Source organism: Citrobacter sp. RHBSTW-00859 (genome assembly GCF_013729795.1).
GTDB lineage: Bacteria > Pseudomonadota > Gammaproteobacteria > Enterobacterales > Enterobacteriaceae > Citrobacter > Citrobacter braakii.
This window is the reverse complement of sequence record NZ_CP056284.1, coordinates 1,462,651-1,485,599: the sequence shown is the minus strand read 5'-3', so window position 1 is coordinate 1,485,599 and position 22,949 is coordinate 1,462,651. Positions and strand designations below refer to the sequence as shown.

Here is a 22,949-nt window from a genome sequence, read left to right as displayed (position 1 = left end):
ACCTTATCTGACAGGAGGCTATATGGCTTATCAGGCTGCTGAAAATCGTTATCAGACAATGGAGTACCGCCGCTGCGGTCAGAGCGGCCTCAAGCTCCCGATTGTATCACTGGGGTTGTGGCACAATTTTGGTGATACCACGCAGGTCGAGAACAGTCGGGCGCTGTTACAGCGTGCATTCGATCTGGGGATCACCCATTTTGATCTGGCGAATAACTATGGTCCACCGCCGGGTTCAGCGGAGCGAAATTTTGGTCGCATCCTGCAGGAAGATTTTTTACCGTGGCGAGATGAGCTGATCATCTCCACCAAAGCAGGTTACACCATGTGGGAAGGCCCTTACGGGGACTGGGGTTCACGCAAATACCTGATTGCCAGCCTCGATCAAAGCCTGAAGCGTCTGGGGCTGGAGTATGTCGATATCTTCTACCACCATCGCCCCGACCCTGAAACACCGCTCAGAGAAACCATGCGTGCACTGGATCATATCGTCCGTCAGGGCAAAGCGCTGTACGTAGGCCTCTCTAACTATCCGGCTGAACTTGCCAGACAAGCGATTGAAATACTCGACGATTTAGGTACGCCATGCCTTATTCATCAGCCCAAATATTCTATGTTTGAGCGTTGGGTCGAAGAGAGCCTGCTGTCGCTATTACAGGAAAAAGGCGTCGGTAGTATCGCCTTCTCACCGCTGGCTGGCGGGCAGTTAACCGACCGCTATCTGAACGGTATTCCTGCGGATTCTCGCGCCGCAAGCACCAGCCGTTTTCTGAATCCGGACCAGATCACCCCACAAAAACTGGAAAAAGTTCGAGCGCTGAACGCACTGGCAGAGCGACGGGGACAAAAGCTGTCTCAGATGGCGCTCGCGTGGGTTCTCCGGGAAGACAAGGTCACGTCTGTGCTGATTGGTGCCAGTAAACCGGCGCAAATTGAAGATGCCGTCGGCATGCTGGCAAACCGTCACTTTACGCCTGAAGAGTGCGCGGAGATTGATGCCATTCTGAGTCGGTTGAAATAAAGACACATTTATTAACAAAAAGTGCTCTCACTTGCGATTTAAGAGTTGTGGCGATGAAACGGGGCTTTACTGCCCCGTAATATTACGTTAACAGGCCGGCTACGGCTCGATCGTGAAGGAGAGAAAACATGTTCAGGTCACTGATTCTGGCGGCAGTCTTAATGGCTTTTACACCGCTGGCCGCGAACGCTGGCGAAATCACCCTGCTGCCATCAATAAAATTGCAAATTGGCGATCGCGATAATTACGGTAACTACTGGGATGGCGGCCGCTGGCGCGACCGGGATTACTGGCACCATAACTATGAGTGGCGCAAAAATCGCTGGTGGCGTCATGACAACGGCTACCATCGTGGCTGGGATAAACGCAAAGCTTATGAACGCGGCTACCGAGAAGGCTGGAATGACCGTGACGACCATCGCGGTCGTGGGCGCGGCGGTCACGGGCATCGTCATTAAGAAAAGGAACCTGTGGTAACAGAGAATTTTTAACAATGGCAAAGGGTTCCGTTCACCGTATGTTCATTGTTTCTCTGAACCCCTCATTCCCGTAACGGGCAAGGGAGGTTCACCGTCTCCCTTGCCACCCAGGCTTCCGGCAGGAAAAATCGTCACTTCGTGATCCATTCGCCTTATGTCGTCTTCCTTCGGATCGCTTCAGTACGCTGACTTTCAGTTCAATCCGTTTCGCTTTAATAAAAAATACCTTTGCAGCTAATCAATCCTTAAGTGACCAGCATTAACCTGCAGGCTGCTTTTTTATGGTCAAATCCTGCGCTTTTTATTTTTCACTATTTGCCCTTGAGCAAAAATCTCCTGAACGTATCTTATCCTCAAGAGAATTCACGTCAGGATTAACTTATGAATGCTAATTTTAAGAATGAAATTCAGACATTCGGTCGATCGCTATTATTACCGATCGCCGTACTGGCGCCTGTGGGGATGGTCATGGGTATTAGCGCTGCGTTAGGGCAGAGCTATATGATTGATAAACTCCCCTTTCTGGGCAATGAAATTTTCAGAGCAATTCTCTCTTCTCTGGGATTAATCAGCAGCGTCGTTTTTAATAATATTCCTTTACTGTTCGCGATGGGTGTCGCCTACGGTATGTCTAAAAAAGAAAAAGGGATTGCTGTATTTGCATCCGTCGTGGCTTACCTGACTCTGCTTATCGCCATGCATGTGCATCTTAAGCTGGCAGGTACGCTGGCGAAAGAGGATATGGCTTTCGTCGGACAGGGAATGGTATTAGGTATTCAGACGCTGAAAATCGAAGCGCTGGGCGGTATTATTGCCGGGCTGCTGGCAGCTAAAATAACCGACCGTTTTTACCGGCTGCAATTACCTCTCGCTTTCGCCTTTTTCAGCGGTAAAAAATCCGTCGCGATCTTAGCCATTGCTTTTTCCATTCCCGTCGGCTTGATCATTCCTTTTATCTGGGATCTGTTTACCGCAGGTATGCGCGCCATATCAACAATAATGATGGCACCCAACATTGGTGCAGGTATCTATATGACGCTCAATCGCCTGCTGATCCCGTTTGGCCTGCACCACGTCCTCAGTTCCACCGTGCGTTTCACCGCGGCAGGCGGTACGTACCTGATTGACGGGCAGACCTATGTCGGTATTTTGCCCGCTATCAATAAAATCCTGTTTGAGCTTGGTCCCACCCATCCGGCCTGGAAAGAGTATATGCCGACGCTCACCAGCTATCTTGCCTCATCACAAATGCTCACGACGCTTTTCCGCGTTCCGGCGATTGGTCTGGCGATGTACCACATGGCCTATTTCAAGAATAAGAAATTTGCCAAAGGGATGATCCTGACCGTGGTGCTGACCGCCATGCTGGGGAATATTACCGAACCGCTGGAGTTCTCCTTCCTGTTTATCGCGCCAAAACTCTTTATTGTCTATGCGGTACTCTGTGGCTTATTGACCATTCCACTGCAATTACTGGAAGTCTCCATCGGCTATATTCGCGGCACTATTTTTGATTTTGGTATTTTCGGTTTGATGTATGAACACACCCAATGGATTAATTTAATTATCCTCGGCGTGATTAACTTTGTTGTCTTCTATTTCGTCTTCCGCTTCGCGATCGGTAAATTTGATATTAAGACCCCAGGCCGCGAGAGTGAAATCGCTGACAGCACCTTACTGAACAATAAAGAGTACGACAAAGTCGCCGAACTGGTGATTCAGGGGCTGGGCGGGACAGACAATATCAAGCGCGTTGAAAACTGCGTTTCACGGTTACGTATTGATTTGAAAGATCAGAAAAAAATGGACATGGCCATTCTTAAAGAATCTGGCTCGCTGGGAACCTTTATCCCCTCCAGCAACCATGTTCATGTGGTATTCGGCCCACACGTAGAATTTGTCCGTAACGCGGTAGACGACCGCCTCGTCGGTGCGAAATAAATTCAAGGAGATAGTAATGCGTGCACTGTATGATTCAAAAAGCAAAACGATCGACGATCGAGGAATGAAATCTCTGCTCGCACAGCCAGCGCGGGTACAGTCATGGCTCGATGTTGAAGCCGCCCTGGCTCAGGCACAGGCCGGACACGGCATGATCCCCGCCAGCGCCGCAGTCAATATTACCGCTAACTGCCACGTGGATAAGATTGACCTGACGGAAATGGAACGCCTGCTGCGCGAGATTGGTCACGGCTTCGTTCCGGTCATCAAAGTGCTGGTCAAAGCCTGTGACAGTGAAAGCGGAAAATACGTGCATTACGGCGTCACCACGCAGAATATTCAGCAAACCGCACAGCTTTATCTGGCAAAGCAGTTCGATACCATCATGCAGGGTTTTGTGGACGATATTCTGCGTAACCTGGCAAAGATGGCATCTGACCATAAAGCAACGATTATGGCCGGACGTACCCACGGTAAGCACGCGCTGCCCATCACCTGGGGCTATAAAGCCGCCGTGTGGATTGATGAGTTACTGAGCGCCCGGCAGCGCATGCATGAAGCGGAAAAACGCGTCTTTACCGTGATGATGGGGGGAGCCGTGGGCGCCTTCCACGCAACCGGTGAAACCGGCCGCCGGGTTCAGGATAGCGTTGCCCAAAAGCTGGGAATGCATTCAATGGCGATTCCCTCCCGCAACTCGCGCATTTACCGCACTGAATACATCAGTAATTTGTGCCTGCTGGCGACGACGTTACACAAAATAGCCGAAGAGGTTTATCAGACCTCAAGCGAAGAGTTTGCCGAAGTTTCAGAAGCCTTCACTAAAGGCACCGTTGGCAGCAGCACCATGCCGCAAAAAGTGAATCCTAAACTGGCGAAGGGGATCATCGCCAACGCGCAGAAATTGTACTCAGTATTGACCTCCTGCCTGTATGTCAGCCCACGTCCCTTCGAAGCAGACAGCTCCGCTTACTTTATCTTTGACGGTAATATTCAGGAGAGTATGGAGTTAATGGCTGAGATTGTGATGCGAGCCGAAGAGTTGACGCGGACGCTGGTCATCAATCCTGGTCGTATGCGCCAGAATGTGCAGTTAACGCATGGTCTTATTAATAGCGAAAAAATCATGATGCAACTGGTGGAAAGGCTGGGCAAAGATGCCGCACATGAACGCGTCTACCAACTGGCAATGCGCAGCACGCATGAAGGCATCCCCTACGCTGATGTGCTGCGTGATGACCCTCTTATTCGCCAGCACTTTAGCGACTCAGAAATTAATACGCTGCTGGATCCTGCTCACTACATCGGTCTTTGCGCAGAAATCGCCGAGGAAACGGCCGCTCGCGTATGGGAGAAAGACAATGGCTGATCCCCTGCTTTCTCTGGCAAGTGAACGCATTGTCACCCCGAATGGAATCGAAAGCGGCTATCTGCATATTGAAAGCGGACGTATTTCTGGCCTCGACAGTACACCGCGAGGGAAAATCGTCGATTATGGCCATGCCATGCTGATGCCCGGTTTTGTGGATATTCACGTTCACGGCTGGGGGAGAGGGTCGTTTGCCTGGAGAGGTGAACGCCGTTCTTTGCAGGCGATGAGCCGGGATCTGGTTAACGCCGGGGTTACCGCGTGGCTTGCAACATCAGCCACCCAGCCGGAAACGTTCTTGCTGGAGAGTCTTTCCACCGCCGCGGACTGGATTGCAGACGCAAAAGCGGAAGATGGTGCCGAAGCGGTGGGTATTCATATGGAAGGCCCCTTTATTAACCCTGCATACAGCGGAATGCAGAGCAAGGACGCAATCCAACCACCCGATATCGAAGGGTTCAAACGCTATCAGCACGCCGCGAGGGGAAATATCCGTCTGATGACGCTCGCACCCGAACTGCCGGGCGCCCTGGCGCTAATCCGCTATTTACGCCAGTCAGGCGTCACCGTGTCAGCCGGTCATACCGACGCCACCTTTGATGAAACCACTCTCGCTATTGAAGCCGGTTTAACCCACTTTACCCATGCCTTTAGCGCCATGCGCGGGCTGCATCACCGGGAGCCTGGCGTGGTGGGGGCGCTGATGTACCATCAGAATACGTATGCCGAGGTGGCAAAGCAGAGCGGGATTACGTTGCGACCAGAAGTGTTCGACATTCTCTATCGGTTGAAAAAAGATCGCCGGTTGGTCATGGTCAGCGATTGTCTGGGATATGTGGATTTTCCCGAAGGATCTGAATTCCACCATTACCTGCGCCAGGAGACGTTTCGCATTCACAATCATTGTCTTGAAATCACCGACCACAGCGGAAAGACCCGAACGGTTTCACCCACGGAATGGTCCGAAGTGTGCAAACTGGAGATGAGCTTTCTGGACTCCGTGAAAAATGTGGTCGACAGGCTGGAAAAAGGCTGGGTTTCAGCCGCGCAGATTGCCTGCCTTAATCCGGCTATCCTGGCGGGTGTTGACGCGAGAAAAGGCAGCCTGACGTCAGGAAAAGATGCCGATATTCTCGTGTTGGGTGCAGAGTTAAACCTGGAAGCCGTCTGGTGTCGCGGCGTTTCGCAACCTCTGGCTAAATAAAAATATCACTGTAATGCGTATCAAGAAAAATTTTTAACGCCTCCTGGCTCATTCCCTGAACCTGCTGAATAAAGTCCTCAGCAGGTATTTTTTTGCGCGCGGAGGGAAGTCCATTTTCGCGTAATAACAGGAGATCGTCCTGCGTGAGCCAGAAATTCACTTTGACATAATCCAGCCCGGCGTACCGGAGATGACTCGATATCTTGTTTGTAAAGGTAATCAGCAGGTCGAATTCGAGCTGCTGAAGCCGCGCAATCTCATTGATGTTGATGCAGGCGGGGATTTCAATATGGAAGCGGGAGAAAAGCATCTCTTTAAAATAGCCGACTTTACTCTCTGACGAGTTCGTCACAATAATGACCCGCTTTTTCTTATCGCCAACAACCCGATTTTTGAGCGCATACTTTTTGATAATCAGCACCAGGGTTGCCAGGTGAATAGCAGAAAAGGTCGTTTGCCAGTTATGTTCAATCTCTTTCACCGCATACTGGACATGTTCCCATAGCTCAGGATAGCGTCGCTGGACATCATGGAGCTTTTTATCATCGAACCAGAGATGAAATTTATTCTGGATGATGGCGGCATAGATAAAATTATAAATCTCCGCAAACCAGGCGTGCTGATTGTGAATGGTGTTTTCCAGACATCCGGCTAAAGCGTGACAGGTGCGCTTAACGTAAGAGACCAGCCGGGCGTCGTATAATGTGAAGGGGCGATGAGTAAACGTCAGTGAAGCAATCAGCAGATCCAGACAGATATTTTCATCCGCATCAGGCAATACGGCATAAGCAAAGGTTGTCAAAAACTCAGCCGCCGAACTCTCCGTAATTCTGTGTCCCGGTAATGACTCCAACTTACTGATAGTGTTTTATGTTCAGATAATGCCCGATGACCTTGTCATGCAGCTCCACCGATTTTGAGAACGACAGTGACTTCCGTCCCAGCCTTGCCAGATGTTGTCTCAGATTCAGGTTATGTCGCTCAATGCGCTGAGTGTAACGCTTGCTGATTACGTGCAGCTTTCCCTTCAGGCGGGATTCATACAGCGGCCAGCCATCCGTCATCCATACCACGACCTCAAAGGCCGACAGCAGGCTCAGAAGACGCTCCAGTGTGGCCAGAGTGCGTTCACCGAAGACGTGCGCCACAACCGTCCTCCGTATCCTGTCATACGCGTAAAACAGCCAGCGCTGACGTGATTTAGCACCGACGTAGCCCCACTGTTCGTCCATTTCCGCGCAGACGATGACGTCACTGCCCGGCTGTATGCGCGAGGTTACCGACTGCGGCCTGAGTTTTTTAAGTGACGTAAAATCGTGTTGAGGCCAACGCCCATAATGCGGGCGGTTGCCCGGCATCCAACGCCATTCATGGCCATATCAATGATTTTCTGGTGCGTACCGGGTTGAGAAGCGGTGTAAGTGAACTGCAGTTGCCATGTTTTACGGCAGTGAGAGCAGAGATAGCGCTGATGTCCGGCAGTGCTTTTGCCGTTACGCACCACCCCGTCAGTAGCTGAACAGGAGGGACAGCTGATAGAAACAGAAGCCACTGGAGCACCTCAAAAACACCATCATACACTAAATCAGTAAGTTGGCAGCATCACCCTGTGTCCCCTGCGGATACGGTGCAGAGCAAGGCTAAGATAGACCAGTAAGTATTTTCTGCCGTTATATCCCAGGGCGATGACCGGACTGATTTTCTCTTCGTAATAGTCTGCCGCCTGGTTTATCTCTGCAGCACACTCATGAAGAAACTGTTCGGCAATCGAACGGCCTGTCGGCTCATTGGCCTGGTGGGCGATAAGTCGGTGATCCTCACCAATTTCAACCGTTTTTAGTATCGTCATGCACGCCGCCAGCCGCAGCTGGAACTCATCCCCCGCAAGCCGGGAGCCCTTACGCGGGATACTTTGCACAATCAGATCGCGTTCCTGCACCAGGCTCATCATGACGGGATTATCATTTTTTACCGTTCCCGCACTGACATAAAATTTTTTGTAATAATCATTTTTATTCACCACATCGTGCAAACAGAGCGCCACAAAGAGATCCTTCACCCTCTCTTCTGCCGTAGTGATATAGCGATTAAACTAGACGCGCGCTAAAAACTGTCGGTATTCGCTGTAGCCAATCCGGGTGGTAATAAACTGATTATCCTGATGTAGCTGGACATTTTCTGGCAGAAGTTCATTGAGCTCTTTCATTGTCCGTTTTAGCGTGGAGAGCGTTTTACCGAAACGCTCGACGGCCTCTTCAACGGGGAGCGGACTGTTGTCCTGGAGATATTTCAGGAAAGAGAGATCAAAGTGATTCATGAACGCCTGCCAGTTAATTATGCAGGGCACATAATAGAGGAAAAGCTCAATTAAAACCGTGACCCGTCGCGAGTCACGGTTGATTATAACCCCATCGCCGTGCCTGCCAGTAGCCAGAGATTGAGCGCCACGACCAGTATCACAATGACCCAGCCAATCTGTTTAACGCAACGACGATTGACCAGATCCCCCATCAGCTTACTGTCGCTGGTGAAGATCAGCAGCGGCACCAGCGCCAGCGCGATACCAAAACTGAGCAACACCTGACTCATCACCAGAATACGGGTCGGATCCAATCCCATCAGAATCACAATAAATGATGGCATCATGGTGACGGTACGGCGTACCCATAGCGGAATGTGAAAACGGATAAACCCTTGCATCACCACCTGCCCCGCCAGCGTACCGACCACGGTAGAAGAGAGTCCCGCAGCCACCAGGCTTAAACCAAACACCGTCGCTGCAGCGTGACTCAACAACGGTTCAAGGGTCAGATACGCCTGATCGAGATCGGCAATACCGGTATGCCCGCTAAAATGAAATGCAGCGGCAGCCGTCGCCATCATCGCCAGATTGACAAATCCGGCAATCGTCATAGCGATAGCCACATCCCATTTAGTGGCCGCATAGCGCTGTTGGCGTGTTCCGCCGTGCAAATGCTGAGTTAAGGAAGAGTGCAGATAAATGACGTGCGGCATGATAGTCGCACCGAGCACCCCAGCGGCCAGGAACACCGCTTCGGAATTAGGCAGGCTTGGGATCACCATTCCCTTACTAAGCTGCGCGAAGTTCGGTTGGGAAAAAACCAGCTCCACAATGTAAGCCGCGGCCACAAACAGCAGCAGGCCGCCAATCACCTTTTCCAGCGGTTTTTGACCGCGACGCTGCAGCATCAGAATTAAGAACGTCGCGATGCCGGTGAGTACGGCCCCTTGCAATAAGGAGACGCCGAGGATCAGTTTGAAGCCAATCGCAGCGCCAATAAATTCAGCAAGGTCTGTTGCCATAGCGATAATTTCTGCCTGCACCCAGTAGAACCACACCACCGGGCGAGGATAATGATCGCGAATTTGCTCCGCCAGGTTTTTACCCGTAGCAATGCCGAGTTTTGCCGACAGCACCTGAATCAGCATCGCCATCAGGTTTGCCCAGACCACCACCCACAGCAATTGATAACCAAAGCTGGCCCCTGCCTGGATATTGGTGGCGAAGTTACCCGGATCGATATAACCGATCGCCGCGATGAACGCAGGTCCCATTAATGCGAGCTTCAACTTGCGCGCTGCCCGCCCACTGCTACTCTCAACGCGATCGTTAGTCATTTTAATGCCTCAGAAACATAGCCTTTGCTATGTTTCAAGCTACGCCTACTGAGAATGATTATCAAATTCATTTTAATGGGTGACGTTGATTTCTCTGATAGCGTTTGTCTATGGATCGATAAGGATTCTGGAAATACTGGCGAGATGTTTAATTATTGTTATGAGAATAGCACAGTGACATAACTTTTCACTTCCATACTAAACATAACGGAAGTGTATCACCGATCACTAATTTTGAATCTCGTCACAGGTCCTTATTATAGTGTGTGTTTGATCTCGTTTTCTTTATGGTTGTTACATAGAATGTGCACGAAAACTAAACCTGCCTCATATTTGGAGCAAATATGGACCGCGTTCTTCATTTTGTCCTGGCCCTTGCCGTGGTTGCGGTACTCGCACTGCTGGTAAGCAGTGACCGTAAAAAAATCCGCATTCGTTATGTTATTCAATTGCTTGTTATCGAAGTGTTACTGGCATGGTTCTTCCTGAACTCTGATGTCGGTCTGGGCTTCGTGAGAGGCTTCTCCGAGATGTTTGAGAAACTGCTCGGGTTTGCTAATGAAGGGACTAACTTTGTCTTTGGTAGCATGAACGATAAAGGCCTGGCATTCTTCTTCCTGAAAGTGCTTTGCCCGATCGTCTTCATCTCCGCCCTGATCGGTATTTTGCAGCATATCCGCGTACTGCCGGTAATCATCCGCGCGATTGGTTTCCTGTTATCCAAAGTAAACGGTATGGGCAAACTGGAATCCTTCAACGCCGTCAGCTCTCTGATCCTGGGTCAGTCTGAGAACTTTATCGCCTATAAAGATATTCTCGGCAAAATGTCTCGCAACCGTATGTACACCATGGCAGCAACGGCGATGTCGACCGTTTCCATGTCTATCGTCGGCGCGTACATGACCATGCTTGAGCCGAAATACGTGGTTGCGGCGCTGGTTCTGAACATGTTCAGCACCTTTATCGTGCTGTCGCTGATCAACCCTTACCGCGTTGATGCCAGCGAAGAAAATATCCAGATGTCTAACCTGCACGAAGGCCAGAGTTTCTTCGAAATGCTGGGTGAATACATTCTGGCTGGTTTCAAAGTGGCAATTATCGTTGCGGCGATGCTGATTGGTTTCATCGCACTGATCGCTGCCCTGAACGCCCTGTTCGCCACCGTGACCGGTTGGTTTGGCTACAGCATCTCCTTCCAGGGCATCCTGGGTTACATCTTCTACCCGGTTGCATGGGTAATGGGTGTGCCGTCCAGCGAAGCGCTGCAGGTGGGCAGTATCATGGCGACTAAACTGGTTTCCAACGAATTCGTTGCGATGATGGATCTGCAGAAAATCGCCGCTACGCTCTCCCCGCGCGCAGAAGGCATCCTGTCCGTGTTCCTGGTTTCCTTCGCTAACTTCTCTTCCATCGGTATTATCGCCGGTGCGATTAAAGGCCTGAACGAAGAGCAAGGTAACGTGGTTTCTCGCTTTGGTCTGAAGCTGGTGTACGGCTCTACGCTGGTGAGCGTACTGTCCGCATCTATCGCCGCACTGGTGCTGTAAGCGTAAGACAACGTCGCAGTGATAAAACCGGGGAGATTCAGATTCTCCCCGGTTTTTTTATGCCTGCGATTCAGCAAACCAAAGAGATAAAGAGTAAGAACTGGCAGGATGCAGAAACAAAAAACCCCCGCTTTTCAGCGAGGGTTTAAATTTTGGTGGAGCTAAGCGGGATCGAACCGCTGACCTCTTGCATGCCATGCAAGCGCTCTCCCAGCTGAGCTATAGCCCCACGATGCTTTTACGTACGTACCAAATTCATTGGGATTAAATTTGGTGGAGCTAAGCGGGATCGAACCGCTGACCTCTTGCATGCCATGCAAGCGCTCTCCCAGCTGAGCTATAGCCCCATTACGTAAAGCTTGTCGAGTTGACGGGCGGCATCATATGAATTCCCTTCGCGTGTGTCAACGGCAAAATTAACTCATAGAATTCAATCGCTGAAAAAGCAGTCAAATGAAGAACATTGCGTAACAACTCGCATTCAGTAGTTAAACGCGTCACGGTTTCTACTAAAATGGTGCTATAAAATGAACCACTAATTAACCCCACGACTATTCAGGGAATCGTTATGTTCAAGGAACGGATGACGCCAGAAGAACTTGCTAATCTGACCGGATACAGCCGACAGACCATCAATAAATGGGTACGCAAAGAAGGTTGGGCGACATCACCAAAACCAGGCGTTCAGGGCGGTAAAGCCCGGCTGGTTCACGTCACCGAACAAGTTCGTGAATACATTCGCAGCGCTGAGCGTTCAGCCGAAGGTTTATCAGATAACTTATCGTTATCCGGCGATACCTCTGTTGAAGCGCTGCTGATTAGGCTCGCTAAAGAAATGACGCCGACAGAACAGAAAATGTTTACCTCACTGATCCTGCGTGAAGGCATTACGGGTTTATTACAGCGTTTAGGGATCCGCGAAAACAAATAATATGAAAAAATTACGCAGCAAAATGACGACCGAAGAGCTGGCGGAATGTCTCGGGGTTGCCAAACAAACCGTCAATCGTTGGATCAGAGAACAAAACTGGACTACCGAAAAGTTTCCCGGCGTTAAAGGTGGTCGTGCCAGACTGATTCATATTGACTCCAGCGTCCGCGCGTTTCTGCTCAATATTCCCGCTTTTCGCAAAGTTCCTGAAGTTTATCAGGCTGAAGAACCGCTGGCAGAATACACCCACGTAGTACGCAGCCACGCGTACCGCCAGATAATTAGCGCACTGGACAACATGTCCCCAACGGAACAAGAAAAGCTGGCGATGTATATTTCGCGCGAAGGTATTCGCACTTTTCTTACTCGTTTGGGTATTGATGAGTCTGAATAACAGGCAAAAAAAACGGCAGGATACGCTCCTGCCGTTGTTTCATCGGTCAATCAGTCTTATTGCTGGCTTTCACGCTCAGCAATAAACGCTAGCGCTTTATTAATACGCTCAATGCTGCGGGATTTACCAATCGCATGCACCGTAACGTCTAACGCTGGGGACTGACCCGCGCCGGTAACGGCTACGCGCAGCGGCATCCCGACTTTACCCATGCCAACTTCCAGTTCATCAGCCGTTGCCTGAATCGCATGGTGCACGTTTTCTGCCGTCCACTCGCTAATCGCAGCCAGCTTGTCGCGAACCACTTCCAGCGGCTGACGCGCAACCGGGCGCAGGTGTTTCTTCGCTGCATCAGCGTCGAACTCGGCAAAGTCTTCGTAGAAGTAGCGGCAGCTCTGCGCCATCTCTTTCAGCGTTTTGCAGCGCTCACCGAGCAGTTTAACCAGCTCTGACAGCTGCGGGCCTACGCGGGTATCGATATTTTCCTGCTCAATATGCCACTGCAGATGGGTTGCTACATATTCCGGTGCCAGCGCATTAATATAGTGATGGTTCAGCCACTGCAGTTTTTCGGTGTTAAACGCACTCGCAGACTTGCTCACCGCACCAAGGGAGAACAGTTTGATCATCTCTTCACGGGTGAAAATTTCCTGATCGCCACTGGACCAGCCCAGACGCACCAGATAGTTCAGCAGCGCTTCCGGCAGGTAACCGTCGTCGCGGTATTGCATAACGCTGACCGCACCGTGACGTTTGGAGAGTTTTTTACCATCGTCACCGTTGATCATTGATACGTGTGCGTAAACTGGCACCGGCGCATTCAGCGCTTTCAGGATATTGATCTGACGCGGAGTGTTGTTGATATGGTCTTCACCACGAATAACGTGGGTGATTTCCATATCCCAGTCGTCGACAACAACGCAGAAGTTGTAGGTCGGGGAACCGTCGGTACGGCGAATGATCAAATCATCCAGCTCCTGGTTGCTGAATTCGATCGGCCCACGGATCTGGTCGTCAAAAATAACGGAACCGTCCTGCGGGTTGGCAAAACGGACCACGCAAGGTTCATCAGCGGCATGATGCTCGTGGCCGTGGCGGCATCGGCCGTCGTAACGCGGCTTCTCACCGTTCGCCATCTGCTCTTCTCGCAGCGCGTCCAGACGCTCTTTAGAGCAGTAGCATTTATATGCGGTGCCTGCTTCCAGCATTTCATCAATCACCGCGTTGTAGCGATCAAAACGTTTGGTCTGGAAGTACGGGCCTTCATCCCATTCCAGATTCAGCCAGTTCATGCCATCCATAATGGCTTCAATAGCTTCCGGAGTGGAGCGTTCGAGATCGGTGTCTTCAATACGCAGCACAAACTCACCGCCATGGTTGCGTGCAAAAAGCCAGGAATAAAGAGCAGTACGCGCACCGCCGACGTGCAGGTAGCCTGTCGGGCTTGGCGCGAAGCGAGTTTTGATTTTCATGAAATGGCCTTACGTTTATAAAGATGCCGACAACCGGCAAATCCAGGGAAGATTATCAGGCTCGTATTCTATCACCGTGGTCTGATTCCTCAATGTTGTTCAGGTTGGAACATTACGCTTTGCCATTTTCGTATACAAATCATGCCGCACGGATTGTTTTGCGATCGTTTTGTTTAAATTTACGACGAACGAACAATTTCTTTAGAAAATGCGTTGACTCATTTTCAACTCTCCCTATAATGCGACTCCACACAGCGGGGGTGATTAGCTCAGCTGGGAGAGCACCTCCCTTACAAGGAGGGGGTCGGCGGTTCGAACCCGTCATCACCCACCAACTACTTTATGTAGTCTCCGCCGTGTAAAACAAGAAATTGAGAAGTGGGTGATTAGCTCAGCTGGGAGAGCACCTCCCTTACAAGGAGGGGGTCGGCGGTTCGATCCCGTCATCACCCACCACTTTCTCGCCAGCTGGATTTCTTGTTAAAATGTGAAGTACCGAAGTGGGTGATTAGCTCAGCTGGGAGAGCACCTCCCTTACAAGGAGGGGGTCGGCGGTTCGATCCCGTCATCACCCACCACTTCGGGTCGTTAGCTCAGTTGGTAGAGCAGTTGACTTTTAATCAATTGGTCGCAGGTTCGAATCCTGCACGACCCACCAATGTAAAAAGGCGCCCTAAAGGCGCCTTTTTGCTATCTGCAATTTATAAGATTCGAACCAGCAGCAGGTCGAGTCGAACGTAGTGAGACAACGGAGCCGTTTACGGCGACGGCCCGAAGGGCGAGCGAAGCGAGTCATCCTGCACGACCCACCAATGTAAAAAGGCGCCTTTTTGCTATGCAGAGAAGAACCATTTCCCCTCTGATAACCATCAGCGTGAGCGTTATAACTGATACAACGGATCGCGGGCGCGGGCTGCGGTTAATTCACTGGCCTGCATACGCACCACATCCCAGAGCGCCTGAGCAGCGGTTGATAAAGAGCGGTTTTTACGTCGGGCCAGCATCAGTTGCCGTTCAACAACCGGCGTCAGGCGCTTAACCTGCAAGTGGCTGCCCTGCGGTAAGGGGAGCGCCAGCGCGGGCAGCACGCTGATGCCAATCCCCGCCTCAACCATCGGAAACAGCGTGGCGGGATGGCCTATCTCCTGAACGATATTGGCATCAATGGAAAAATGGGCCAGCGCAGCGTCGATCAGCGGTCGACTACCGGAAGCATAATCCTGTAGCACCAGGCGTTCGTGATACAAATCCTGCCAGTTCACCCACTCTCGTTGGGCTAACGGATGATCCTGGCGACACAGCAGCAGGAACGGTTCAGACAGCACGGCTTCACACTGCAGATCGGTGACTGCGCCGGGATCAATCACAATGCCAAAATCCACTTCTCCCTGGCGAATACTCTCCAGCACCCATTGCTGTGGCCGGTCGTGCAGCACAAAATCGATAGCCGGATAAAGCTGATTACTCTGGGCAATACACTGCGGAATAAGATGAGCAGAGATCGTCTGGCTGGCGGCAACCCGCACCGTGCCGGTTAACTGCGTACCTACCTGTCCGGCTTCGCGCAGCGTGCTGTGCAATTCATCCAGAATACGTTCCAGCCGCGCCGCCAACTGGTGTCCGGCCTCCGTCAGTACCACTTCCCGCGTCGTTCTGTCCAATAACCGCACACCCGTCTGCCCTTCCAGCTCTTTGACACTATGGCTAACCGCCGACTGGCTTAAGCCGATGATATCCCCCGCCCGGCTAAAGCTTTTGGCTTGAGCGACGGTGACAAAGATACGCAACTGACGCAGAGAGTAATTCATCTATTCGATTCATATATGGATGCAATAAATCAATTTTATTTCTCAAACGGAAAAAAGCAAAATGTTACTACCGAATTTCAGGAGTCTTTATGAAACTTTTTCGTATTCTTGATCCGTTCACGATAACGCTGATTACCGTTGTTTTGCTGGCGTCCTTTTTCCCGGCCGAAGGTGGTTTTGTGCCTTTCTTTGAAGGCTTAACCACCGCCGCCATTGCCCTGCTGTTTTTTATGCACGGGGCGAAACTCTCGCGTGAAGCCATTATTGCTGGTGGTAGCCACTGGCGTTTGCATCTGTGGGTGATGTGCAGCACGTTTGTTGTCTTCCCGGTTCTCGGCGTTCTGTTCGCCTGGTGGGCGCCGGTCAACGTTGACCCGATGCTGTACACCGGTTTTCTGTACCTGTGTATTTTGCCTGCCACTGTGCAGTCGGCCATCGCTTTTACGTCGCTGGCGGGCGGTAACGTTGCCGCCGCCGTTTGTTCTGCTTCGGCCTCCAGCCTGCTGGGTATTTTTCTCTCGCCGCTGCTGGTAGGGCTGGTGATGAATATGCACGGCGCAGAAGGCAGCCTGGAGCAGGTGGGAAAAATCATGTTGCAGCTGCTGCTGCCGTTCGTGCTGGGTCACCTTTCACGTCCGTGGATTGGAAACTGGGTTTCTCGACATAAAAAATGGATCGCGAAAACGGATCAATCCTCTATTTTGCTGGTGGTGTACTCCGCCTTCAGTGAAGCCGTCGTTAACGGGATCTGGCACAAAGTGGGGGTGGGTTCACTGCTGTTTATCGTGGTGGTCAGCATCATACTGCTGGCAATCGTGATTGGCATAAATGTCTTTGTTGCGCGCAAATGCGGCTTTAACAAAGCTGATGAAATCACCATTGTATTCTGCGGTTCGAAAAAGAGCCTGGCGAACGGGATCCCAATGGCAAATATTTTGTTCCCGACTTCGGTGATTGGGATGATGGTGCTGCCGTTGATGATCTTCCATCAAATACAGCTAATGGTGTGCGCCGTGCTGGCGCGTCGCTACAAGCAACAGACGGACGCATTGCAGGCGCAACAGAAAAGCCGCGCCGCGAAGGCTTAAAGAGGACGTTTCAGGGGCTGCACCAGTTGCGTCAGCCCCTCAGTTTTAATCAGCAGCGTGATTTGCATCAGCTCGCCAAGCTTGCCCGGCGGGAATTCATCCTTACGGGCAAACCACAGCAGATACTCTTCCGGGACATCAATCAACCGACGCCCTTTATATTTACCAAAGGGCATCACAGTATTAGCGATGTCAACCAGCTGCTCTTTTTCCATCTCAGGCACCCAGTAAGCGGATCATTTCAGCTTCATCGATCACGGCAATACCCAGTTCCTGTGCTTTTGCCAGTTTCGAACCCGCTGCTTCACCGGCAATCACCAGATCGGTTTTCTTCGACACGCTACCGGCCACTTTTGCACCTAACTCGGTCAGTCTCGCTTTGGCGTCATCGCGCGACATCAGGCTCAGGCTCCCGGTCAGCACCACCGTTTTACCTGCGAAGGGGCTGTCGATTTCTTCAGCGTTAATGACCACCGGCGCTGGCCAGTGGATCCCCTGCGCCAACAGTTGAACAATTACCTCGCGGTTGCTCTCTTCGGCGAAGAAATTAAACACGTGCGTCGCCACCACAATGCCGACATCCGGCACTTTTTGCAGCTCTTCAATGGAAGCGGCTTCCAGCGCGTCGAGCGTGCCAAAATACGCCGCCAGACCAGCAGCCGTGGCTTCGCCGACTTCACGAATGCCTAGCGCATAGAGGAAACGGGCAAACGTGGTTTCTTTCGCTTTTTCCAGCGCGTTGACCACGTTTTGCGCCGACTTCGGCCCCATACGATCAAGCCCCGTCAGTTTACCGGCGGTCAGGGTGAAAAGATCCGCCGGCGTGTGGACATACTCTTTCTCGACCAGTTGATCGATAATTTTGTCGCCCATGCCGTCGACGTCGAGCGCGCGGCGGGAAACAAAGTGTTTCAGCGATTCCTTCCGCTGTGCCCCGCAGATTAAACCGCCGGTGCAGCGAGTGACCGCTTCGCCTTCCACACGTTCAACATCAGAGTTACAAACCGGACAATGCGCTGGAAACACAATTTCGCGGGTATCGTCCGGGCGTTCAGAAAGCACGACGTTCACCACCTGCGGGATGACATCGCCCGCACGGCGAATGACGACTTTATCGCCAATACGCAACCCCAGACGCTCGATTTCATCAGCGTTATGCAGCGTTGCGTTACTGACCAGCACCCCGGCAACCTGGACCGGCTCAAGGCGGGCGACGGGCGTAATCGCCCCGGTACGTCCAACCTGAAACTCAACATCGCGTACGAAAGTCATCTGCTCCTGCGCCGGGAACTTAAAGGCCACAGCCCAGCGCGGCGCGCGGGCAACAAAGCCCAGTTGCTCCTGCAACGCCATAGAGTTGACTTTGATCACCACGCCATCGATATCAAATCCCAGCGTTGGTCGGTCTTCTTCAACCTTGTGATAGTAAGCAAGTACTTCCTCCGGGGAGTCGCAAAGCGCCACTCTGTCGCTTACCGGCAAGCCCCACTCTTTAAATTGCAGCAGGCGGCCCAGATGGGTATCTGGCAGCGCGCCGCCTTCCAACACACCAACGCCATAGCAGAAGAAAGTAAGCGGTCGCTTCGCTGTGATACGCGGATCGAGTTGGCGCAATGAACCGGCCGCTGCGTTACGCGGGTTAGCAAACACTTTGTTGCCAGTGCGGCGGGCCTCTTCGTTAATTTTTTCAAATCCGGCCTGCGGCAGGAACACTTCACCGCGCACTTCCAGACGTGAAGGGATGTTTTCGCCACGCAGTTTTAACGGGATCGCGCGAATGGTGCGCACGTTAGAGGTAATATCCTCACCCGTGGTGCCATCACCGCGCGTTGCGGCGCTGACCAGCACACCGTTTTCATACAGGATACTGACTGCCAGGCCGTCCAGTTTCAGTTCACAGCACCAGGTCAGTTTATCGGTACTCTTTAGCCTGTCCTGCACGCGCTTGTTGAAGGCGAGAAAACTCTCTTCATCAAACACGTTATCCAGCGACAGCATCGGCACTTCATGGCGAATCTGGCTGAACGCGGTTAACGGCGCGGCGCCAACGCGTTGGGTTGGCGAGTCGGGGGTAACAAGGTCCGGATGCTGCGCTTCCAGCTCGCGCAGTTCGCGCATCAGGCGATCGTATTCCGCATCGGGAATTTCCGGCGCGTCCATCACATGGTAGAGATACTCATGATGGCGAAGCGTGGTTCGCAGTTCTGTCAGTTGTTGTTCGATTGATTCCATATCGCACCATCAATGATAAAAAACCCCCGACAGGCGGGGGTTTAGAAAGGAAATGTCACGCCAGAGGAAAATCAGGCGCGAGATTCTTTAACTTCGCGGATGCGGTCCTGATACTCGCGCAGTTTCTGCGGCGTCATCATGCGACGTTGATCGTCGAGCACCACACCACCCACTTCATCGGCAATGTGCTGTGCGGACTGCAGCATCAGCTTAAAGTTTTGCAGCTCGTCCCCGTAGGACGGAACCTGCATAAAAATAGTCACACCAGGGGTGCTGAAGTCGCCCGTCATTTCTGGGTCAAACGTTCCCGGATTAACCATATTAGCGAGGCTAAACAGCGACGGACCGCTGCCATCCGGGCTCAAATGACGATGGAAAATATTCATATCGCCAAATTTGAAACCGGCCTGCTGAATGCTGTTGAGCAGCACTTCCCCGTTGAGCTCGTTACCATGATGAGCCGCAACGTTCATAATGATGACCGCTTCTTTACGCTGCGGTTTTTCAGCAACAGGCGCTTCTTCTACTACCGGCTCGGGCTGCGGTTGATGTTCAACAACAGGCTCTGCTGGCTGGAAGGTCTGCGGCGCAGGTTGCGGTGCCTGCTGAGCAGGTTGCTGAGCAGGTGGCTGCTGAACAGGCTGATGTTGCACCGGCTGCTGCGGTTGTACAGGCTGCGGCTGCTGAACATGCGGCGGCGGTACCGGCGCTTGTGCAGGCTGCTGCGCAGGCTGACGCGGCTGAGCAGACGCATAAGGCGGCTGGTACTGGTGTTGCGGCGACTGAGGAGGAACACCATGTTCCTGCGCATTACCGGGAGCATGATTCACACGATGAACGCGAACTTCGCCCACGCCTTCGTCTTCCTCGACGTTGTCGTCGAACGAATCCTCGTCTTCACGTTTAGACTTCATGCGTTTCAGTGGGCGATCGCGGAATATAGAAGACCGCTCTTTACGGCTAGTCCAAAAACCATGTACCAGTAAAGCGATTATGGCGATCGCGCCAACAATGATTAATATCAGACGCAAATCCTGCATCATTATATTCTCTGTTGTTCTAACACCTTGCCACCACGGCAAACATTTACTCACTAAGAGTATTTGTCGATTACGCCAAGTGCAAGTGTACTCTTGGCTTTCACGGCATAAAGATGAACAAAATTGTGCTTTTTGCTGTTTTTTCGAACATTTCCGAACAGCTTAACGCTCAACAACCCGGTAAGATACGCACAGTTTACCAGAGCTTATATAACAAGGAGTACGTCCTGACCATGGTTTCATCATCTGCAGTTGTACCTCGCAGCGGCCTTTATTACTTTTCTCAGGGATGGAAGCTCATCACCCAACCGGGCATTCGTCGTTTTGTTATTCTGCCTTTGCTGGTGAATATCCTGCTGATGGGCGGCGCATTCTGGTGGTTATTTACGCAGCTCGGTAACTGGGTTCCCGCGCTGATGAGTCACGTCCCTGACTGGCTTCAGTGGCTCAGCTATTTACTGTGGCCGATTGTGACCATTTCCGTGCTGTTGGTGTTCGGCTACCTGTTCTCCACTATCGCCAACTGGATCGCCGCACCGTTTAACGGTCTGCTGGCTGAACAGCTGGAAGCGCGTTTAACGGGCGCAACACCGCCCGACACCGGCATTCTCGGCATTATGAAAGACGTTCCGCGCATTATGAAACGCGAATGGCAAAAGCTGGCGTGGTATCTCCCGCGCGCCTTCGTGTTGCTGATCCTCTATTTTATTCCAGGCATTGGGCAGACCGTCGCCCCGGTCCTGTGGTTCCTGTTCAGCGCGTGGATGCTGGCCATTCAGTACTGCGATTATCCTTTTGATAACCATAAGGTGCCTTTTAAGGAGATGCGCGTCGCGCTGCGCACGCGCAAGGTGACCAATATGCAGTTTGGCGCATTGACCAGCCTGTTCACCATGATTCCGGTGCTCAATCTGTTCATCATGCCGGTAGCGGTTTGTGGTGCCACGGCGATGTGGGTAGACTGCTATCGTGCTAAACATGCGTTATGGAAGTAATGCAAAAATGTGTAAAAGCGGGCTGGCTTATGCCCGCTCTTATTCCATACTGCTACGCATTATTTCTCATCAGCATATAGATATGCGAATTCCTTACTTCCCCATACTTTCTCAACAGGTATGCTGAAGCGGTATCCCAATTTCATACAGTTAAGGACAGGCCATGAGTAAGATTTTTGAAGATAACTCGCTGACTATCGGTCATACGCCGCTGGTTCGACTGAACCGTATCGGTAACGGACGCATTCTGGCGAAGGTGGAATCACGCAACCCAAGCTTTAGCGTCAAATGCCGTATCGGTGCCAATATGATTTGGGATGCCGAAAAACGTGGTGTACTGAAACCTGGCGTTGAGCTGGTAGAACCGACCAGCGGCAACACGGGGATTGCGCTGGCCTACGTTGCCGCCGCCCGTGGTTACAAACTGACTCTGACCATGCCGGAAACCATGAGCATTGAGCGCCGCAAGCTCTTAAAAGCCCTGGGCGCGAACCTGGTGCTGACTGAAGGCGCAAAAGGTATGAAGGGCGCAATTCAGAAAGCGGAAGAAATCGTAGCCAGCGATCCGGAAAAATTCCTGCTGCTGCAGCAGTTCAGCAACCCGGCGAACCCGGAAATTCACGAAAAAACCACCGGCCCGGAAATCTGGGAAGATACCGATGGCCAGGTTGATGTCTTTATTTCCGGCGTTGGCACCGGCGGCACGCTAACTGGCGTGACCCGTTACATTAAAGGCACTAAAGGCAAAACCGACCTGATCACCGTCGCGGTAGAACCTACTGACTCCCCTGTTATCGCCCAGGCATTGGCGGGTGAAGAACTCAAACCTGGCCCGCATAAAATTCAGGGTATTGGCGCGGGCTTCATTCCTGGCAACCTTGATCTGAAGCTTATCGATAAAGTCGTTGCCATTACAAATGATGAAGCTATTTCTACCGCGCGCCGCCTGATGGAAGAAGAAGGTATTCTGGCAGGGATCTCTTCTGGCGCAGCCGTGGCTGCCGCGCTTAAGCTCCAGGAAGATGAATCCTTTACCAATAAGAATATTGTGGTTATCCTACCGTCATCGGGTGAGCGTTATCTGAGCACTGCACTGTTTGCCGATCTCTTCACAGAGAAAGAACTGCAACAGTAATGCCAGCATGTTAAAAACGCGTAAAAAAGCACCCTTTGGGGTGCTTTTTTGTGGCCTGCTTCAAATTTTCAACTCTCCTGGCATTGATTCAACCCGCCGGAACTGGTATTTAACCAAACTAATTATTTTGATGCGCGAAATTAATCGTTACAGGAAAAGCGCTAGCTGAATCGATTTTATGATTTGGTTCAACTCTTCCTTTCGCGGCATAATGTTTAATGACGAACGAAACGTCAGCGGCAAGAAGTTGCCAGCAACGGATTGCACCGAACTCCTTTTGTGTCGCGTCCAGTTTACGCCGATGCTAACAATACAGGCTAAAGTTGAACCGCCAGGCTAGACTTTAGTTCCACAACACTAAACCTATAAGTTGGGGAAATATAATGTTCCAGCAAGAAGTTACCATTACCGCTCCGAACGGTCTGCATACTCGCCCTGCTGCTCAGTTTGTTAAAGAAGCAAAAGGCTTTACTTCTGAAATTACTGTGACTTCCAACGGCAAAAGCGCTAGCGCCAAAAGCCTGTTTAAACTGCAGACTCTGGGCCTGACTCAGGGTACCGTTGTCACCCTGTCCGCAGAAGGTGAAGACGAGCAGAAAGCAGTTGAGCATCTGGTTAAACTGATGGCTGAACTCGAGTAAGTTCAACGAGTTC

Annotated in this window: 23 protein-coding genes and 6 tRNA genes; 16 read left to right on the top strand and 13 right to left on the bottom strand. The window is 51.6% G+C overall.

The features are described from left to right. Positions 1-22 precede the first annotated feature (22 nt). From mgrA to HV302_RS07265, 5 genes are all read left to right on the top strand, one after another. Positions 23-1,021, top strand: coding sequence for an L-glyceraldehyde 3-phosphate reductase (gene mgrA, locus HV302_RS07285; protein ID WP_016153905.1), 999 nt, complete (start codon positions 23-25; stop codon positions 1,019-1,021). 128 nt (positions 1,022-1,149) lie between these two features. Beyond that, complete coding sequence (ypeC, locus tag HV302_RS07280; protein ID WP_016153906.1) at positions 1,150-1,479, top strand: DUF2502 domain-containing protein YpeC; 330 nt, start codon at positions 1,150-1,152, stop codon at positions 1,477-1,479. A 402-nt stretch (positions 1,480-1,881) separates the two neighbouring features. After that, on the top strand, positions 1,882-3,441 hold the full coding sequence (locus HV302_RS07275) for a PTS transporter subunit EIIC (protein ID WP_016153907.1): 1,560 nt from the start codon (positions 1,882-1,884) through the stop codon (positions 3,439-3,441). Positions 3,442-3,457: 16 nt separating this feature from the next. Continuing rightward, complete coding sequence (locus HV302_RS07270; RefSeq protein ID WP_181627100.1) at positions 3,458-4,810, top strand: class-II fumarase/aspartase family protein; 1,353 nt, start codon at positions 3,458-3,460, stop codon at positions 4,808-4,810. Further along, positions 4,803-6,014 (top strand): N-acetylglucosamine-6-phosphate deacetylase, encoded by a 1,212-nt coding sequence (locus HV302_RS07265; protein ID WP_181627099.1) that lies wholly within the window; start codon positions 4,803-4,805, stop codon positions 6,012-6,014. The genes HV302_RS07270 and HV302_RS07265 overlap by 8 nt, the downstream gene beginning before the upstream one ends. Here the strand turns inward: HV302_RS07265 and HV302_RS07260 are convergent. The 6 genes from HV302_RS07260 to HV302_RS28530 form a co-directional block, all read right to left on the bottom strand. Beyond that, positions 6,007-6,816 carry a hypothetical protein gene (locus HV302_RS07260; RefSeq protein ID WP_326928763.1) on the bottom strand — a complete coding sequence of 270 codons (810 nt, stop codon included), beginning with the start codon at positions 6,814-6,816 and terminating at the stop codon, positions 6,007-6,009. The genes HV302_RS07265 and HV302_RS07260 overlap by 8 nt on opposite strands. A 52-nt stretch (positions 6,817-6,868) precedes the next feature. Beyond that, positions 6,869-7,566 (bottom strand): IS1 family transposase gene (locus HV302_RS07255; RefSeq protein WP_223429336.1). Its coding sequence is split into 2 segments (ribosomal slippage): positions 6,869-7,317 and positions 7,317-7,566, totalling 699 coding nucleotides; the frame shifts between segments, so codons are not numbered across the junction. Between the two features lie 33 nt (positions 7,567-7,599). Further along, positions 7,600-8,073, bottom strand: a complete 474-nt coding sequence (locus HV302_RS28180; RefSeq protein ID WP_326928762.1) for a hypothetical protein — start codon at positions 8,071-8,073, stop codon at positions 7,600-7,602. A gap of 33 nt (positions 8,074-8,106) precedes the next feature. Next, positions 8,107-8,331 carry a hypothetical protein gene (locus tag HV302_RS28175; RefSeq protein ID WP_326928761.1) on the bottom strand — a complete coding sequence of 75 codons (225 nt, stop codon included), beginning with the start codon at positions 8,329-8,331 and terminating at the stop codon, positions 8,107-8,109. Positions 8,332-8,414: 83 nt separating this feature from the next. Next, positions 8,415-9,653: an Nramp family divalent metal transporter gene (locus HV302_RS07245; protein WP_016153911.1), complete on the bottom strand. Its 1,239-nt coding sequence runs from the start codon at positions 9,651-9,653 to the stop codon at positions 8,415-8,417. Continuing rightward, entirely contained in the window at positions 9,650-9,724 is a 75-nt protein-coding gene (locus HV302_RS28530) for a hypothetical protein (RefSeq protein WP_418135078.1), read from the bottom strand. The genes HV302_RS07245 and HV302_RS28530 overlap by 4 nt, the downstream gene beginning before the upstream one ends. A 273-nt stretch (positions 9,725-9,997) precedes the next feature. Here HV302_RS28530 and nupC point away from each other — a divergent pair, with 273 nt between their 5' ends. Continuing rightward, positions 9,998-11,200: a nucleoside permease NupC gene (gene nupC, locus HV302_RS07240; protein WP_016153912.1), complete on the top strand. Its 1,203-nt coding sequence runs from the start codon at positions 9,998-10,000 to the stop codon at positions 11,198-11,200. Between the two features lie 153 nt (positions 11,201-11,353). On the opposite strand, the gene HV302_RS07235 is transcribed toward nupC, so the two are convergent. Continuing rightward, positions 11,354-11,429 (bottom strand) — tRNA-Ala (locus tag HV302_RS07235). 42 nt (positions 11,430-11,471) lie between these two features. Beyond that, positions 11,472-11,547, bottom strand: a tRNA-Ala gene (locus tag HV302_RS07230). 221 nt (positions 11,548-11,768) lie between these two features. Here HV302_RS07230 and HV302_RS07225 point away from each other — a divergent pair. Beyond that, the gene (locus HV302_RS07225; protein WP_016153913.1) at positions 11,769-12,131 is read left to right on the top strand and encodes a YfeC-like transcriptional regulator; all 363 of its coding nucleotides are present in this window, start codon (positions 11,769-11,771) and stop codon (positions 12,129-12,131) included. A gap of 1 nt (position 12,132) precedes the next feature. Further along, positions 12,133-12,525 carry a MerR family transcriptional regulator gene (locus tag HV302_RS07220; protein WP_181627098.1) on the top strand — a complete coding sequence of 131 codons (393 nt, stop codon included), beginning with the start codon at positions 12,133-12,135 and terminating at the stop codon, positions 12,523-12,525. Positions 12,526-12,581: 56 nt separating this feature from the next. Here the strand turns inward: HV302_RS07220 and gltX are convergent, their stop codons facing one another. Next, entirely contained in the window at positions 12,582-13,997 is a 1,416-nt protein-coding gene (gltX, locus tag HV302_RS07215) for a glutamate--tRNA ligase (RefSeq protein WP_005130009.1), read from the bottom strand. A gap of 258 nt (positions 13,998-14,255) precedes the next feature. Between gltX and HV302_RS07210 the strand changes: the two genes are divergently transcribed. The 4 genes from HV302_RS07210 to HV302_RS07195 all read left to right on the top strand — a co-directional run bounded on the left by HV302_RS07210 (position 14,256) and on the right by HV302_RS07195 (position 14,655). After that, positions 14,256-14,331: transfer RNA gene (locus tag HV302_RS07210), tRNA-Val, on the top strand. A gap of 46 nt (positions 14,332-14,377) precedes the next feature. Further along, a tRNA-Val gene (locus HV302_RS07205) sits at positions 14,378-14,453 on the top strand. Positions 14,454-14,499: 46 nt separating this feature from the next. After that, a tRNA-Val gene (locus HV302_RS07200) sits at positions 14,500-14,575 on the top strand. A 4-nt stretch (positions 14,576-14,579) separates the two neighbouring features. After that, a tRNA-Lys gene (locus HV302_RS07195) sits at positions 14,580-14,655 on the top strand. 223 nt (positions 14,656-14,878) lie between these two features. On the opposite strand, the gene HV302_RS07185 is transcribed toward HV302_RS07195, so the two are convergent. Next, complete coding sequence (locus tag HV302_RS07185; protein WP_016153919.1) at positions 14,879-15,805, bottom strand: LysR family transcriptional regulator; 927 nt, start codon at positions 15,803-15,805, stop codon at positions 14,879-14,881. Between the two features lie 89 nt (positions 15,806-15,894). On the opposite strand from HV302_RS07185, the gene HV302_RS07180 reads away from it, so the two are divergent. Next, on the top strand, positions 15,895-16,893 hold the full coding sequence (locus HV302_RS07180) for a bile acid:sodium symporter family protein (protein ID WP_016153920.1): 999 nt from the start codon (positions 15,895-15,897) through the stop codon (positions 16,891-16,893). Here the strand turns inward: HV302_RS07180 and HV302_RS07175 are convergent. The 3 genes from HV302_RS07175 to zipA form a co-directional block, all read right to left on the bottom strand. Then, positions 16,890-17,108, bottom strand: coding sequence for a DUF3820 family protein (locus tag HV302_RS07175; RefSeq protein WP_016153921.1), 219 nt, complete (start codon positions 17,106-17,108; stop codon positions 16,890-16,892). The genes HV302_RS07180 and HV302_RS07175 overlap by 4 nt on opposite strands. A 1-nt stretch (position 17,109) precedes the next feature. After that, entirely contained in the window at positions 17,110-19,125 is a 2,016-nt protein-coding gene (ligA, locus tag HV302_RS07170; RefSeq protein WP_181627097.1) for an NAD-dependent DNA ligase LigA, read from the bottom strand. Positions 19,126-19,196: 71 nt separating this feature from the next. Then, positions 19,197-20,168: a cell division protein ZipA gene (zipA, locus tag HV302_RS07165; protein WP_181627096.1), complete on the bottom strand. Its 972-nt coding sequence runs from the start codon at positions 20,166-20,168 to the stop codon at positions 19,197-19,199. 230 nt (positions 20,169-20,398) lie between these two features. On the opposite strand from zipA, the gene cysZ reads away from it, so the two are divergent. From cysZ to ptsH, 3 genes are all read left to right on the top strand, one after another. Next, complete coding sequence (gene cysZ / locus HV302_RS07160) at positions 20,399-21,160, top strand: sulfate transporter CysZ (RefSeq protein WP_016153924.1); 762 nt, start codon at positions 20,399-20,401, stop codon at positions 21,158-21,160. 163 nt (positions 21,161-21,323) lie between these two features. Next, positions 21,324-22,295 carry a cysteine synthase A gene (cysK, locus tag HV302_RS07155; RefSeq protein ID WP_005121957.1) on the top strand — a complete coding sequence of 324 codons (972 nt, stop codon included), beginning with the start codon at positions 21,324-21,326 and terminating at the stop codon, positions 22,293-22,295. Between the two features lie 383 nt (positions 22,296-22,678). After that, a complete protein-coding gene (gene ptsH / locus HV302_RS07150; protein WP_002913505.1) occupies positions 22,679-22,936 on the top strand; it encodes a phosphocarrier protein Hpr in 258 nt (85 codons plus the stop codon). The last annotated feature ends 13 nt before the right edge of the window (positions 22,937-22,949 follow it).